Source organism: Streptococcus sp. 2021WUSS109 (assembly GCF_044427305.1).
GTDB classification, from domain to species: Bacteria; Bacillota; Bacilli; order Lactobacillales; family Streptococcaceae; genus Streptococcus; species Streptococcus suis.
On the sequence record NZ_JAOTGF010000010.1, the window covers coordinates 23,075 to 38,433 of the forward strand.

Genomic DNA, 15,359 nt, shown 5'->3' on the forward strand with positions numbered 1-15,359 from the left:
TTTGATGGCCAAGAATGCCTGGTATAGTCAAGCTGCTAAAGCTACCAAAGGCAGTGGAAAGAACATTCGTTCTGCTTATGAAGACTTTAATGATTTCTTTGACTATGACACGGAAATCCAGAATCTCTTCCAACCAACGGAACGAAGACGCAAGCTTGACCGAATGGCAGAATTAAACCGATTGATGAACGAATACCTAGAGAAAGGAGGGGCTAGTTAATGGCGTTTGATGTAACAGCGGTCTTGAAGGCCAATGTTTCAAATTTTACAGGCGGAATCAAGGAAGCTCAATCTGTTTTCGAGAGTTTCCAAAGTAAATCAAACCGAACCTTTGAGAATGTCGCAAATGGATTCCAGAAAGCAGGAATGGCACTTTCAGCCGGTTTAACTGCTCCAGCTCTTGCGGGTATTGGGGCGGTTGTAAAAGGCTATGCTAGTCTTGAGCAGAACTTGGGCGGTACTGAAGCCGTCTTCGGTCAGTTTGCCAAGAGTGTTCAAAATGATGCCAAGAGCGCTTACCAGACTATGGGTCTTTCTGCATCGGATTACATGGCTACGGCTAACAAGATGGGTTCGCTGTTTCAAGGTTCAGGAGTGGAGCAACAAAAAGCCCTTGATATGACTTCGAAAGCCATGAAACGTGCAGCAGACGTGGCATCCGTCATGGGTGTTGACATGAACATGGCTATGGAATCCGTAGCAGGCGCAGCCAAAGGCAACTTCACAATGATGGATAACCTTGGTGTTGCCATGAATGCGACAACCCTTGAAGCCTATGCCCTTGAAAAAGGTCTCAACTTCAAGTGGGAAACGGCAAGCAATGCCGAAAAAGCAGAACTTGCCATGCAGATGTTCATGGACCGCACCAAGCAATATGACGGGAACTTCCTCAAAGAGTCAGAAAAGACCGTTGCTGGTTCCTTGGATGCTATGAAAGGCGCGTTCCAGAACTTTGTGGCAGGTCTTGGTGATCCTGAAGCAGATGTTGCCCAGTTGATGACGAACCTCAAGACAACGGTTCAGAACTTTGCTAAAAATGTTGGCAATGTGGTCAAGACTATCTGGGACAATCTACCGCTTGCACCATGGCAGAAATGGGTGACCTTGATTGCCGTCGGTGCTGGACCTGTCTTACTAGCCTTGTCCGGAATTATGAAGGGTATTGGCACGCTAAAAGCTACCTTCCAAGGAATAAGCGCCGTCCTCTCTAACCCATGGGGTCTTGCTATTGTAGCAATCACCGCCCTAGTTGCAGGTCTGGTTTATGCCTATAAGCATTCTGAAACATTCCGCAACATTGTAAATAGCGCTATCAATGCCGTAGTTGCTAAATTTAACGAATTAAAAACGAAAGTACAGCCAGCGCTTGATTTCATCAAGCAAGCATTAAGTAAGTTGAATATTGGAGCATTTACCCCGCTTATTGGCGCTATTGGACTTACAATCGTGGCACTAAAAAAACTTAAAGACGTTAAGATTCCAAATCCTTTTAGCAAATTCAAACCGACAGCTCCGAAAATACCAAATCCATTCTCTGGTCTGTCTAAAATGGCAAAATCAGCAGGAGCCGCAGTAAAAAATGCCTTTACCGGACTAGGAAAGGGCATTGCTTCAATCTTCAAGGGGATTGGGTCAGCTATTTCAACTGTATTCCAAGGAATAGCCAGAGCTATTTCCATGCTCAATCCAGTTGGAGTTGCTTCGTTTGCAATGGGCCTTGCAGCAGTGACTGCTGCATTAGTGGCATTAAGTGCTGTTCAAGGAATGGTTCTTCCATTCTTGAAAGGTTTAGCTGATATTTTTGTTCAATTGGTAGGAGGAACACTTCAAGCCTTTGTTGCTGCCTTAGTTTCTCTAGCTCCAGTTATGACAACAATAGCTTCCGCATTGTCGATGCTCTCACCGTTAGTTGTGGCATTTGGTACGGCATTTTCAATGGTGGCAACCGCAGTTGGTGGGGCAATTGCAGGAATTGTTTCGGCAATTACAGGAATTGTTTCGGCAATTACAGGAGGCGTTGCCCAAATTCTTACGGCACTTACACCGATTATTGCTATTATTAGCTCTACTTTTGTTCAAGTTGTTACGGTAATTTCTCAAGCAGCAGTGCAAATTGTTCAGGCGGTCACTCCGATATTGCCAGCTATTATGAGCGCTTTTAACCAACTTGCTGCAATTGTATCAAGTGCGATTGTCCAAATTGTGCAGGCATTGGCTCCATTTATTCCATCTATAACCCAAATGGTGACGGCGGTAGTTTCTCAACTACCAAATATAATCAATGCTTTTACCGACTTAGCGTCAGTTATTCCACCAATCATTGATAGTCTTTCAGGAGCATTGGAAACATTCAACGGTACACTTGAAACGGTGTTTAGTGGTGCCCAAGGGATTATTGAGTCATTTGGTTCAGCGGTATCAGGGATTTTAGACTCAGTAGCTGGAGTCTTTGACTCAATCGGTAATGCTGCCTTAAATGCAGGAACTGGGTTCCAACGTTTGGCTAGTGGTATCAGTAAAGTAACAAGTCTAAATATCATTGATATGGGTGCTTCACTTGCAGCAGTAGCAGTTGGCTTGACTGCTATTGTAGCCTCTGGAATAGGCTCTGCTGGTCCAGGACTTCAAGCGGCAGGAACAGGCTTGCAAATGATGGCAACATCAGCCCAGATGGCCAGTGTAGCTATTCAAATGTTACCAACTGCCCTTACAACCTTATCAGCTAGTCTTGGAACTCTGCCAGCTATGATGACTATGGCTGGCACTGCTATGATGGCCTTTGCAACCAGTGCCCAATCCTCTGTAATGAGTTTGATGGCAATTGGTGCAACTATTACTCAATTTGCTTCCATGCTCATGACCATTGGACCTGCTTCAACAATGGCAAGTGCAGGACTTGCAACCTTTAACGGTCAAGCCAATGCAGCAGGAAATGCTATGCAACGGCTAGGCTCAGCGTCTAGTCAGGCACTGGGTCAGGTAACGGCGCTAGGAGCTGGTATCATGTCTTCAATGGCTGGTGCAACAGCGGCAATCTCCAATGCAGGAGTACAGATGACAACAGCAGTCCGCGCAGCGGGCATTCAAATGACTACAGCAATGCAGGCATCGATGTCACAAGTGAAATCGGTTGTACTAAATGGCATGACCGCAAGTGCTTCAGCAGTTCGAAACGGTGGGAACCAGATGACAACTGCAATCAGATCCGCAGGGACCCAAATGGTGACCATTACCCAATCCACTATGAATCAGATGAAATCAGCAGTTTTGAATGGAATGACGGCTATTGTGTCCGCAGTACGCAATGGTGGTAGCCAAATGGTTTCAGCATGGCAATCAGCCGGGCAACAGATGGTGTCATCAACTCAAAATACCGTTAATAATATGAACAGCTCTTTGAGAAATGTCGGTTCTGGTGTCAACCTGTACTCTAACGGTACGGCTCTGATGGCTGGTTTGAAGTCAGGGATTGATGCAGGATGGGCACAAATCACAGCTAGCGTATCAAGTATGGCTCAATGGATTAAGGACCACAAGGGGCCGGTTTCTTATGATAAACGTCTCTTGGTTGATAATGGTCTGGCCATCATGTACGGTCTGAACCGTGGTATCAGCTCAGGCTGGCAGGAAGTCAAAAGCAATGTATCAAGTATGGCTGGTCAATTGTCAGAATTGGTACAGACCGGGCTTGATGGTTCATTTGATTTGCCAAACATGGCAGCTAACTTGATGAACAGTGTCACTGTGTCACATAATCCTCAAAGTGTCCAGCACAGCATTGACAATGTGGCCAGTCAGCAACGCTTGATCAAGAAGTTTGATGAACTGATTGACGAAGTCCGCAGAAGTGGAAACACATATCTGGATGGCAAAGTTATCAGTCGAAAAGTTGACCGCAACCTCGGTCAAAATACACAATTAAGGAGTAGAACTTCATGGGCAACTTAGAAATCAATGAATACATTCAATTCATGGGGTTTAACTCCAAGAATGAAAAGTTATATTTGATGGAACGCAATGCCCCAACTCCAGATGAAAAAGAAATTCTCAAGAACCTCCCATTTAAGCAGGGGGTTCTTGATTTTTCTGCTTTATTGGGGTCACGGGTCTTTGAAAATCGTGAAATTGAGTATGTTTTCATGTTGTTTAACACACCATATAGTCAACGTAAGATTGTAGAACGAAACATCAAGCAGAAGCTTATGGTACATCCACGAAACAAACTCTATGACACGCATGATGCCAATTATTATTGGCTTGGTAAGTGCAAATCCGTTGAAGTAGAGAACGGTGAGCAGTTCAATCAGCTTACAGTGACAATTGTATTCGATTGTTACCCGTACATGATAAGTCACACGAATTATTTTGATGATCTTTGGGATGTTTTTGGTTTTGATGATGATGTCGCTAATTACACCAAGTACATTGTGAATGGCTCTTTGGATTTTCCACTTTTCAACGCTGGTTCAGTGGCTGTTAAACCTAAAATTACTGTAGATAGTCGATTTTCAGTGAAGGTTAACGATGAAGAGCCAATCATTTTTGAAGCAGGTAGTAAACAAGACTATTACTTGTCCCTACGTCCTGGTGTCAATGATGTCCATGTTGAAGGAACTGGGACGATTCAATTTCATTATCAGAAAGAGGTTATGGGATGATTGAACTTGGTTATCGGATTATCTACTACAAAAACCATGCGGACAAAGTAGGCACTTTGCTTCATGAAACTCAGTTAGACGGTGACAAAGTATCGGCTGGTCGTTTGGAACAGTCCTTGGCTGATATTGGTACCTTTGAATTTGAACTCATGTATGACCATCCGCTTTATAACCAGATTGAGCCTATCACAGGTTTGGTTAAAATTATCAATAAATACGACAAAGAAGTTGAATTTTATGGCCGTGTCCTAAAACCAGATGCAGGCATGGATTCAACAGGTTTATTTGCAAAGACCTTTGTTTGTGAATCGGTACTGGGCTATCTTCAGGATTCTACCCAAACTTTCCAACGTGTTCCTAATAACGGTGTCGAGGACTATTTGAGACGGATTATCGATGTCCACAATGGACAAGTAGAACCACACAAACAATTCAAAATTGGCCGTGTGACGGTCCCGAATCAATCCGACGTGCCCTATCGCTATATTGGTTACGACACTACTTTTGAAACCATCAAAACCTATCTTGTTGGTCGAATGGGTGGCTATATCCAATTACGCTTGGAAGATGATGGTATGTACCTGGACTATCTAAGCGATGTTGGTCAAGATATGACTAGTCCTATCCAACTAGGTACCAACATTGAAACAGCACGCAGGGAGCTTGATTTGAGCAACCTTATCACTCGCTTAGTGCCTTTAGGTGCTGACCTGGATAAAGATACTCAAGATGAAGAAACAGGCCAATATGTTGTCCGTGAACGTGTCACTATCAATGAAGTTAACGGTGGGAAAGGTTATGTAGAAGATGGTGAATTGGTCCGACAGTTTGGTATTATTCAACGGCCTATGGATTGGACAGAGATTAAAGATGCTGGAATTTTGTTGGAACGTGGCAAGCAATACATGGCCAATCAAAAGATTGCTATATCCGCTTGGTCTGTGTCAGTGGTGGAGCTCTACTTAATTGACCCAACCTTTGATAAATTTAAAGTAGGTAACACACATCCAATTGATAATGCTCCGCTATCTGGAATCGAACGGTTACAGATTATCAAAAAAGTCATTGATGTCACCCAACCCGAATCAGTTGATTTAACGGTAGGGGCTGACAGCATGACCTTATCAAAATTTCAATTGCAACAACAGGAGGCAAGGAAGTCAATGGAAAAAGTAATAGCTGATCAACAAGCAGTAAATGCAAAGTTGGAAACTCAAGCTAATTACAATAATCAGATGTCACTTTTGCAGACTGAATTATCTCAGTATCAAGTCAATTCTGATAGTTTTACTCAAGAAATCCAAGTCTTGACAGAACAGCTTGCACAACTGGACCCTGAGAAAGATGCTAGCTTGATTGCTAACCTAAACATTCAAAAACAAGTTGCTGAAGGTAAGAAGCAAAGTTTTGACAACAAGATTGCTGAAACTCAAGCAGCTATCGAAAAATTAAAAGAAACACAAGGAGGAAATGCGGATGGCATATGATTTTAAGAGCTTGGCGAAACAGGCGGATGAAGCAAGCAACCGTGGCAAATTTTATACTGACTTTGAAGATGTTGACCCTAATGTCCTACATCAAATTTCAGACCTGACAGACTGGATCCGTACCAAAGGAAAGGGGTCAGATGTTCGTGAAATCATCGCTCAGCTATTCGAGCGGACTTGGCTAGAATGGTCTAAAAAGGGCGATGCCAATATGGAAGTCGCTAAGGCGAGAGGTAGTTTTGAAACGTTAGGTAATCGTTTTGAAGATATTACTGAGCGAATACAAAGTATCACAAACGGCGCTCCCAAAGGTACATTTGGGAGTTTAAGTGAGTTGCAACAATCAAAGCCGGATGGGGATACAAATATCTACTTAACAACCGACAACGGACATTGGAATTATTACAACGGCTCGGCCTGGGTCAGTGGTGGAGCTTATCAAGCTACAGTTATCAAAGACGGTGAAATCACTGACCGTATGCTCAAAAATTCATATGCCTATGGAACGCCTGGAAAAAACAAATTTAACAAATTTTCAGTGACGGACGGTTACTACGTTGACCCATCAACAGGAAATTTGTTATCCGCAGCAGGAAATAGTGTCAGTGAGTTTATTGAAGTTGAATCAAATCAAATTTATCAATATACAAATCTTGGAACCGGTGCTTTTTACGACAAAGACAAAACCTTTATTCAAGGGACCCCAAATATTGCTGGTTGGAACCTGACACCGACACCGCAAACTGCTTTTTATGTGCGTGTTAGCTGCCAAAACACAAAACTTGGAATCGCTCAAATCGAAAAAGGCTCCGTCGCAACTGAATACGAACCGTATACTCAAATATTTGAACTAAAAAGTTCAGAACTTTCGGACTTGGCGGGAACGAAAGGTTTGATTTCGTACACAGAAATCATTGTCAAAAAAGATGGTTCAGGGGACTTTGTTAGTCCTAAATTAGCTAACGATAGCATAACTGACGCATCATATAACAAGCGTTATAACATCATTATCCATCCAGGTGAATACACCGAAATTAACTGGACACCAAAAGATTTTGTAAATCTTATAGGGACTGATAGAGACAAAGTTATCTTGAAAGGTGAACTTCCGCAAACTGCAACGGATGTCGAAATAACACCAGCAAGTACTATCAACCTTATTTATAATAATGATCTCGAAAATCTCACAATCACTTGCCGTAATATGCGCTATCCCGTGCATGATGATGGTGGTGGTACTGACAAAATCAGAAATGTTAAGAATTGTAAGTTTATTCATTATGGAAATCAAGCTGTTAGAGATTATCGCAAAAACAACAATTTACCAGCAGGGGATGTTTGGGCTAGCGAGAATGCTTATGGTTCAGGGGTAAATAGCGGTGATGTCGTCAAGTATAAAGACTGCGTCTTTATTGGTACGGTCAATGCTTGGGGAACGCATAACAATGAGCATTACGAAAAACCAGCCTACATCGAACACGATAATTGTGAATTTATTTTGGATGCTTACGACAATCCTGAATTTCATAATTCGATCGGTATTGCATCCATGGGCAGTGGCAATAAAGACAAAATTGTTTTCAAGGGCTGTCGCGCAAACGGTACAATAAAATATTTTTATATTGGTACTGATACGATTAGGAGACAAGATTCAAAGGCTGAGTTTGAAATTAGCGGTTATAACAATGATTTAGCGGTTGAGGTTCAACTGGATGGCGAACGGTATATTCCTGTTTTCAAAGATGAATGTCATAATGTTGTTGCTCTCGAAAATATTTTGAAAGGGCAAGCTGTTTGTTTTGATAAAGATAAAAAGCATGTTCGAAAGATGTTGCCGACGGATAATAAGGCTTTATTTGCAGGCATTGCTCTCAATGATATCTCTGCTCAATCGCATGGCGATGTAAAGTTTAAAGGATATCTGGAAAAAGAGGATCTAAACCTATCCCAGGCAAATTTCGGAGACAATGTTGTTGTTGGGCAGGATAGTTTCTTGATGATAGGAGCCGGCGAGGCTGTAGGTATCTGTTTAGGATATAACCAAATAAAAATATTTTAATAGAATTAAAGGAGTACAAATGATTTCATTAACTATCCAACCACATCCACATGGGATGTTTGATTTTTTACGCGAGCTAATCGCTCTTATGGTTGACGGCGAGGAGCTTGTGGCTGAATTTACAAAGGAGGTCTAGCATTTGCCAATTGAACACGCAGAACGAATTGCCCAGAGCCAAGTTGCTTGGGCTATTTTGTTTATTTTATTATTCGGCTTTGTCATCCGTTATCTGATTAAGACATCAGACAAGCGAGAAACTAAGCTCATGGATTTTCATGAGCAGGCCAAAGAGGAGAGCAATAAGCGGGAGGACCGCTTGATGAATCATCTTGAAAAAACTACCGCAGAAATGGGCGCTATGGCTCGTGAAATCGGTGGTCTTAAAGGTGAGGTATCTCTGATGAGTGACCGCATCGAAAAAATTGAAAAAGGAGAATAGACATGAAAAAATGGTTTAGAAAATTAGGTATTAAAGTCATTAAAACGATGTCGCAGGCAGCGCTTGGGGTCATTGGGTCAACTGCCCTATTGACGGAAGTGAATTGGACAGTTGTTGCATCTACCGTTGTCCTTGCCGGGGTAACCTGTATACTAATGAACCTTGCGGATTTGAAGGAGGAATAGTATGGATGCAGACAGAACCACGAATGACTTAATTGAATATCTTGGTAACTTTACCGACGGAAAGAAGTATGTGCAGATTTTGGAAAAATATCGTCAGTCATCGAAAGATGGTAGTCAGATTCATTTCTCAGAAGATGATCTGTACTGGCTCTCGTTTCTTAAGAAAAGGTTAGAGAAAAAAGCGGAGGTCGAGAATTTCCAGAATTATACTCGTAATTTAGATAATAAGCAGTTTGCTGATTTCTTGACATTGGTTAGACATATAGAAATTACTTGCAAATTATGACTTTTTAGAATGGAGACAATAACATGACAACAGTAAATGAAGCATTAAACAATGTCCGGGCGCAAGTCGGGTCCGGTGTGTCGGTAGGTAACGGCGAATGCTACGCTCTAGCCAGTTGGTATGAGCGTATGATTAGCCCAGATGCAACAGTGGGATTGGGCGCGGGTGTTGGTTGGGTCAGCGGGGCTATCGGGGATACTATCTCAGCTAAAAACATCGGTTCATCCTATAACTGGCAAGCTAATGGCTGGGCTGTGTCCACATCGGGGGCATTTAAGACCGGTCAGATTGTGACACTAGGGGCGACAGCGACTAATCCATATGGCCACGTCGTTATTGTAGAGTCGGTCAATGGCGACCAGCTTACAATTCTTGAGCAAAATATGTATGGCAAGCGGTACCCTACCCGCAACTACTACACTGCTGCCAGCTATCGTCAGCAGGTCGTGCACTATATCACACCTCCAGGCACTGTCACGCAGTCAGCACCGAACTTAGCAGGCTCACGTTCCTATCGTGAGACAGGTACCATGACCGTGACGGTTGATGCCATTAACGTCCGCAGAGCTCCAAACACAGGTGGACAGATTGTGGCGACCTACACCAAAGGGCAGTCATTTGACTACGATACGGTTATAATTGACGCCAACGGCTATGTCTGGGTGTCCTATATTGGACGATCAGGCATCCGCAATTATGTGGCCACGGGAGCTAGCAAAGATGGCAAGCGCTTTGGTCCCGCTTGGGGTACTTTTAAATAGATTTTCAGCCCAGCGTTTGCTGGGCTTTTTTTCGTGCTCGAGATAATCTCAAGTTAGCTAAAGATACAGTAAAACACAGTAGTTTATTCGTTCAAACTCGCCATTTTGTCAATAATGGTTGCTGGAATTGATTTCTATTTTGACAAAATGGAAAAAATGACAAAATAGGTGATTTAGACTAGCCCCGTTAATATGGTAGCTTTCGAGAAATGAAAGTGGTACAATGCTAGTAAGAAGCATCGTTGTAAAGTAGGCATGCCCCAAAAGATTCAGAATTTCTTGTTGGGGCAAAATTGGGGCATAAACTTAAAACTTACCAATGCTAACCAGTTGAAAAAGTTCATTTTTACTACTTATAAACACTATTGAAACAGTGTTTTCTGCTATATAATACTTATGAAATTATCATCTATTAAAAAGACGCGGTTAAATAATTTAACGTGAAAAAGCCTATTGTATCAACGTTTCTACGTTGTGCAGTAGGCTTTTTTCTGTGTTTTGGGGCTCCCAGAGTCAGGGAAGTGACTCTGGGAGGTTGGAAATGAAGCAAAAGCATTTTGCGTCAAAGAGGGAGAAGCTTTATACTCAATGAAAATCAAAAGTAGCCTAGAAAACGAAGCCGAAGATAGAACTCTGTTACTATCTTATTTCAAGGTAACAGGCTGAAAACCTCCACTGGAGCTTTTCACTCATCAAGGCTCTTGACAACGGATAATTTTGATTTTCGAAGAGTATTAGTAGTTTTCTACAGTACACATTCTCGTTTTAAGACAACAAAAAAACCAGCCTTGGCCAGCTGATTTTTTAGGAGATTTATGAAAAATTTTAGGATACACCTATAGTATACTCGAATTTTCAGATTCTTCATCGGTCTGTAGACCTATTTTGTTAAAAAATAAACATGTGTTATAATAGAAAAAATAAAAAAGGGAAGATTTTTTATGACAATCCGTAAAGCTAGACAATCTGATATTCCAGTTTTAAATGAATTGCTTCAAGATATTTTACAGGTGCATTACCAGGCACGACCAGATATTTTTAAAAGTGCAGGTCAAAAATTTTCTGAGGCTGAATTAGTAGCACTTTTGGAAAATCCAGATAAGCCAGTATTTGTTTATGAAGTGAAAGGTCAAGTTGTAGGGCATCTATTTTGTGAGTTTAGGACTACAAGCGGTGATGTTTTAGAAACAATCAAGACCTTATTTATTGATGATTTGTGTGTAGCCAGCTCTGTCCGTGGTCAAAAAATTGGTGAGCGACTGTATGAATTTGCTCTTTCTTACGCTAAGGAGCATGGTTGCCACAACCTTACCTTGAATGTTTGGGCAGATAATACAGGAGCTGTTCGATTCTATGAGCGCTTAGGTATGAAACCACAAGTGGTTCGTATGGAGAAAATAATTGATTAAAAAAAGAGGGAGGTCCCTCTTTTTTTAATCTCTCATTTTTTCCAAAAGTTTTTGAGCAGTTTCTAGGTTGCTGTGCTTTTCTTTCCGCAGGAGTTGGGCTAGTTGGTCTACTTCATGCTCCTCGGCACCAGCAAGTAGCGCTAAGGATTTTGCCTGGAGCTTCATATGACCAGCCTGAATCCCTGAAGTAACAAGAGCACGCAGGGCAGCAAAGTTCTGACAGAGACCGACAGAAGCGATGATAGAAGCTAATTGGCGTGCCTTTGGTTGTTGGAGAAGGTCAAAAGCGACGGCTACCTTTGGATTGAGCCCGATAGAGCCACCGACGGAGGCAATCGGAAGAGGTAGGGTGATGGAGCCGACCAAGTGCTCGCCATCAATGGACCAAGTAGAAAGCCCCTTGTATTGCCCATCACGGCTGGCATAAGCATGGGCCCCGGCTTCGACTGCCCGCCAGTCATTTCCTGTAGCGATAACGACAGCATCTATACCATTAAAAATCCCTTTGTTATGTGTCGCAGCACGATAAGGGTCCACTTGTGCCAGTTTGCCTGCCAGGGCTATTTTTTGAGCAGTTTCTTGAGCAATGGCAGAGCTGGTAGCCAGACTAGAGATAGCAATACGGCATTGGGCGGTGACCAGTGACTCCGTTGCATAGTTGGAGAGGATTCCCATCAAAGCCTGTCCCTTGCTGAGCTCTTCTAAATCATCCTTAATCGCTTCTAACATGTTATTGAGGATATTGGCTCCCATGGCTTCTTGTACATCAACTTGAAGATAGACAATCAAAAACTCATCCTTACTCTCAACAGTCAATTCTCTTGCACCGCCCCCTCGTTTAACAATAGAAGGGTGTGCTTGATTGGCAGTTTCTAAAATACTCTCCTTCTGGTCAAGAATCGCCTGTGTCGCTCTGCTATGGTCCGAAATATCGTAGAGAGCAACTTGTCCAATCATGATACGGTTGTGAATAGTCGTTGTAAAACCGCCAGATTTAGCGATGATTTTGGCTCCGGAAGACGCAGCTGCAACCACAGAAGGTTCTTCAGTAACCATCGGTACAGAATAAGTTTGTCCATCCACTAGAAGTTCTGGAAGTACAGAAAAAGGTAAGGAAAACGTTCCTAGATGATTTTCTGCCATCTTTCCCGCAATTGCTTCTGGCAGGTTTTTGTCTTTGTATAGAACGTCTAAGCTATCTTCGGATAGGGAACGATTCTGACGGAGAATATCAATGCGCTCTTGGCGTGATTTTTTATAAAATCCGGAAAAAGTTGACATAGGTTCCTCTTTCTACAAGAAAGCGCCCTTTGGTGAGAGCCAAAGGGCGCCGTTTTGGGGAGCGGGAAAGAACTTGACTGATAGAAAAGAGTTTTCCTCGCTTCCAAACAATAGGCTCGGGCTAAAATAGTCCACTGGACTATTTTAATCCCGCCCCCGCATAGTTCCAACTGTCTGGGAGACAGTTGGAAGTTGGAAATAGAGCGAACAATGTTCGCAACAGTCGAAATGGTCAGATTTAGAGTGTAATAACACGAATAAATCTGCCAATCAACCACTGCGCTGAGATGTTGACGCTAACTGTGAAAAGTGTGCTGGAAATTCGATCAGCCTATCATTCATTGGAATAATGAATGATAGGTAAAATGTTTATTTACGATAGATACGTTTGTGGTTTTCCACTTTGATAAGGGCAAAGGGAGTTTGGTCTTCTGGTAGGTCAAGCGATGAACCAGTTTCATCAAGGGTAATTTCTTCAAAGAAGACTTGTTCGTATTCCTTAACGCTGAGTTTTGTACGCTGATTGAGTTGTTCTAAACGATTTTCTTGTAAGTGGTCGCGATAACCTTCAACGAGTTGACCGCTGAAAATTTCACAGACAGCGCCGCTACCATAGCTATAAAAGAGGATTTGATCCCCTGTCTCTAAAGCTCTGCTATTTTCCAAAAGGGAAAGGAGGGAGAGGAAGATAGAGCCAGTGTAGATGTTGCCGACAACCTTATTATAGACGATTGCTTCTTGGAAACGCTCTGTCAAACGTTCCAATGTTTCTTCGTCCTGAGTGATAGCCTGCAATCCTTTAAGACCTTGTTTGGAGAAAGGAATGTGTAAGCACATGGCAGCAAAATCGTTGAGGGTTTTGCCTGTTTTTTGTTGATAGTAGCCGAAAGTTGTCGTCAAGCAATCGGTGTACTGTTCAGTTGAAAATTTACCATCAACACGTGGATATTTGTCGTAGTTAGGACGCCAGAAGTCGTAGATGTCACGTGTCTGGCAGACATTATCATTGTTGAGGACCAAAATTCGTGGGTTTGCGGTTACCAACATGGCAACTGCACCAGCACCTTGAGTAGGTTCACCGCCAGAAGCGACTCCATACTTTGCAATATCACTAGCAATGACTAGGACTTTTGATTCTGGGAATTGAGCGATATGGCTTTTGGCAAGACTTAGTCCAGCCGTTGCACCGTAACAGGCCTCCTTCATCTCGATGGAGCGAGCGAAGGGCTGAATACCGAGTAATCCATGAATGGTGACGGCAGCAGCCTTACTTTGATCTACGCTAGATTCTGTGCCGACAATAACCATGTCAATGGTGTGTTTATCTTCTTCTGTCAGAATGGCTTCGGCAGCCTTTGCCCCAAGACTGATAATATCTTGAGTGATAGGAGCTACAGCCATTTCAGACTGAAGAAGACCAATCTTAAATTTATTTGGGTCCACATTGCGGGCTTGGGCTAAATCAGCCAAATCTAAAACATAATCGGGCGCCGCAAATCCGATTTTATCAATACCGATGTTCATAATATATCCTTTGTGTACAAATGATAGGTTAACTTGTTTGCGCATTGGAAACGATTAGGGAGATACCTTGACCGCCTCCGATACAAAGTGAGCAAAGACCAAGCTCTTTTTCTTGCTTGATTAATTCGTGAATCAGAGTGACTAGGATTCGACTACCACTAGCTCCGATTGGATGCCCAAGGGCGATAGCACCACCATTGACATTGACTTTTGCAGGATTAATGCCGAGTTGTTTGACAACTGGAATTGATTGGGCTGCGAAAGCTTCGTTGAGTTCAAATAAATCAATATCTTTGACGGATTTGTCGATTTTTTCAAGGGCTTTTTGACTAGCTGTTATAGGACCTAACCCCATATAGGCAGGATCTAAACCGCTTGTTGCATAGGCCTCAATATAGGCGAGTGGCTGGATATTTAGCTCACTGGCTTTTTCATCAGACATGAGTACCAAGACAGCACAGCCGTCGTTGATGCCAGAAGCATTGGCTGCGGTGACGGATCCATCTTTTTTGAAAGCTGGACGGAGTGTTGCCAGTTTTTCAATAGGTGTCAGACGGGGATACTCATCAGTGTCAAAAAGTATTTCACCTTTTCGATTGTTCAGTCTAATTGGAACAATTTCTTCAGTGAAACGCCCTTCAGCGATAGCTTTTGCAGCCTTCTCTTGGCTACTGTATGTAAAAGCATCTTGCTCTGCGCGACTGACATGATAGCGTTCAGCAACATTTTCTGCAGTAATGCCCATGTGATAGTCGTTGAAGGCATCTGTCAAACCATCTGTTAACATGGAATCTTCCAGACTAATATGACCAAATTTACTACCAAAACGGCTAGTTTTGGATAGATAGGGTGCCTGGCTCATGATTTCAATGCCCCCAGCCACAACTACATCATTGTCACCTAGCATGATTGACTGGGCAGCCAGGAGGACTGATTTGAGACCGGAACCACAGACTTTATTGACTGCATAGGCAGAGGCTGTCTGAGGAATGCCTGCACGAATAGCAATTTGACGTGCAATATTTTGTCCTTGTCCTGCTGAAAGAACATTTCCGAAGATAACTTCATCAACGCTGTCTGCAGGGATGTTTTTACTAGCTAAGGCTGTTTCGAGGACTTGCGCCCCTAAATCAGCGATTTCAATATCTTTCAGACTACCTCCGAAACTGCCGATGGCAGAACGATAGGCAGACACGATAGCTACTTTTTTCATGATAACTCCTATAGTGGTATCGTTTTGAACTGTCGTGTTCAGCCTTACTATTATACC

The 15,359-nt window shown here is 42.7% G+C and carries 13 protein-coding genes; 10 read left to right on the forward strand and 3 right to left on the reverse strand.

What is annotated here, in order from left to right; all coding sequences use genetic code 11:
• Positions 1-4: 4 nt before the first annotated feature.
• The 10 genes from ODU37_RS05335 to ODU37_RS05380 all read left to right on the forward strand — a co-directional run bounded on the left by ODU37_RS05335 (position 5) and on the right by ODU37_RS05380 (position 11,284).
• Positions 5-220: a hypothetical protein gene (locus tag ODU37_RS05335; protein WP_172025159.1), complete on the forward strand. Its 216-nt coding sequence runs from the start codon at positions 5-7 to the stop codon at positions 218-220.
• Positions 220-3,948, forward strand: a complete 3,729-nt coding sequence (locus ODU37_RS05340; protein WP_398580435.1) for a hypothetical protein — start codon at positions 220-222, stop codon at positions 3,946-3,948. The genes ODU37_RS05335 and ODU37_RS05340 overlap by 1 nt, the downstream gene beginning before the upstream one ends.
• Complete coding sequence (locus ODU37_RS05345) at positions 3,936-4,658, forward strand: hypothetical protein (protein ID WP_238709320.1); 723 nt, start codon at positions 3,936-3,938, stop codon at positions 4,656-4,658. Before ODU37_RS05340 ends, ODU37_RS05345 begins: the two co-directional genes overlap by 13 nt.
• Positions 4,655-6,145, forward strand: coding sequence for a phage tail protein (locus tag ODU37_RS05350; protein WP_249562163.1), 1,491 nt, complete (start codon positions 4,655-4,657; stop codon positions 6,143-6,145). The genes ODU37_RS05345 and ODU37_RS05350 overlap by 4 nt, the downstream gene beginning before the upstream one ends.
• A complete protein-coding gene (locus ODU37_RS05355; RefSeq protein ID WP_238709324.1) occupies positions 6,135-8,204 on the forward strand; it encodes a hypothetical protein in 2,070 nt (689 codons plus the stop codon). The genes ODU37_RS05350 and ODU37_RS05355 overlap by 11 nt, the downstream gene beginning before the upstream one ends.
• A 139-nt stretch (positions 8,205-8,343) precedes the next feature.
• Complete coding sequence (locus ODU37_RS05360) at positions 8,344-8,643, forward strand: hypothetical protein (protein WP_238709326.1); 300 nt, start codon at positions 8,344-8,346, stop codon at positions 8,641-8,643.
• Between the two features lie 2 nt (positions 8,644-8,645).
• Positions 8,646-8,828, forward strand: coding sequence for a holin (locus ODU37_RS05365; protein ID WP_029997293.1), 183 nt, complete (start codon positions 8,646-8,648; stop codon positions 8,826-8,828).
• Between the two features lies 1 nt (position 8,829).
• Complete coding sequence (locus ODU37_RS05370; protein WP_238709328.1) at positions 8,830-9,114, forward strand: hypothetical protein; 285 nt, start codon at positions 8,830-8,832, stop codon at positions 9,112-9,114.
• 23 nt (positions 9,115-9,137) lie between these two features.
• Complete coding sequence (locus tag ODU37_RS05375) at positions 9,138-9,875, forward strand: PlySs2 family phage lysin (RefSeq protein ID WP_238709331.1); 738 nt, start codon at positions 9,138-9,140, stop codon at positions 9,873-9,875.
• 941 nt (positions 9,876-10,816) lie between these two features.
• Complete coding sequence (locus tag ODU37_RS05380; protein WP_044679166.1) at positions 10,817-11,284, forward strand: GNAT family N-acetyltransferase; 468 nt, start codon at positions 10,817-10,819, stop codon at positions 11,282-11,284.
• Positions 11,285-11,308: 24 nt separating this feature from the next.
• On the opposite strand, the gene ODU37_RS05385 is transcribed toward ODU37_RS05380, so the two are convergent.
• From ODU37_RS05385 to ODU37_RS05395, 3 genes are all read right to left on the reverse strand, one after another.
• Positions 11,309-12,565, reverse strand: coding sequence for a hydroxymethylglutaryl-CoA reductase, degradative (locus tag ODU37_RS05385; RefSeq protein WP_105201920.1), 1,257 nt, complete (start codon positions 12,563-12,565; stop codon positions 11,309-11,311).
• 369 nt (positions 12,566-12,934) lie between these two features.
• Positions 12,935-14,089: a hydroxymethylglutaryl-CoA synthase gene (locus ODU37_RS05390; protein WP_203181334.1), complete on the reverse strand. Its 1,155-nt coding sequence runs from the start codon at positions 14,087-14,089 to the stop codon at positions 12,935-12,937.
• 28 nt (positions 14,090-14,117) lie between these two features.
• Positions 14,118-15,302: an acetyl-CoA C-acetyltransferase gene (locus ODU37_RS05395; protein ID WP_172013415.1), complete on the reverse strand. Its 1,185-nt coding sequence runs from the start codon at positions 15,300-15,302 to the stop codon at positions 14,118-14,120.
• Positions 15,303-15,359: the final 57 nt, after the last annotated feature.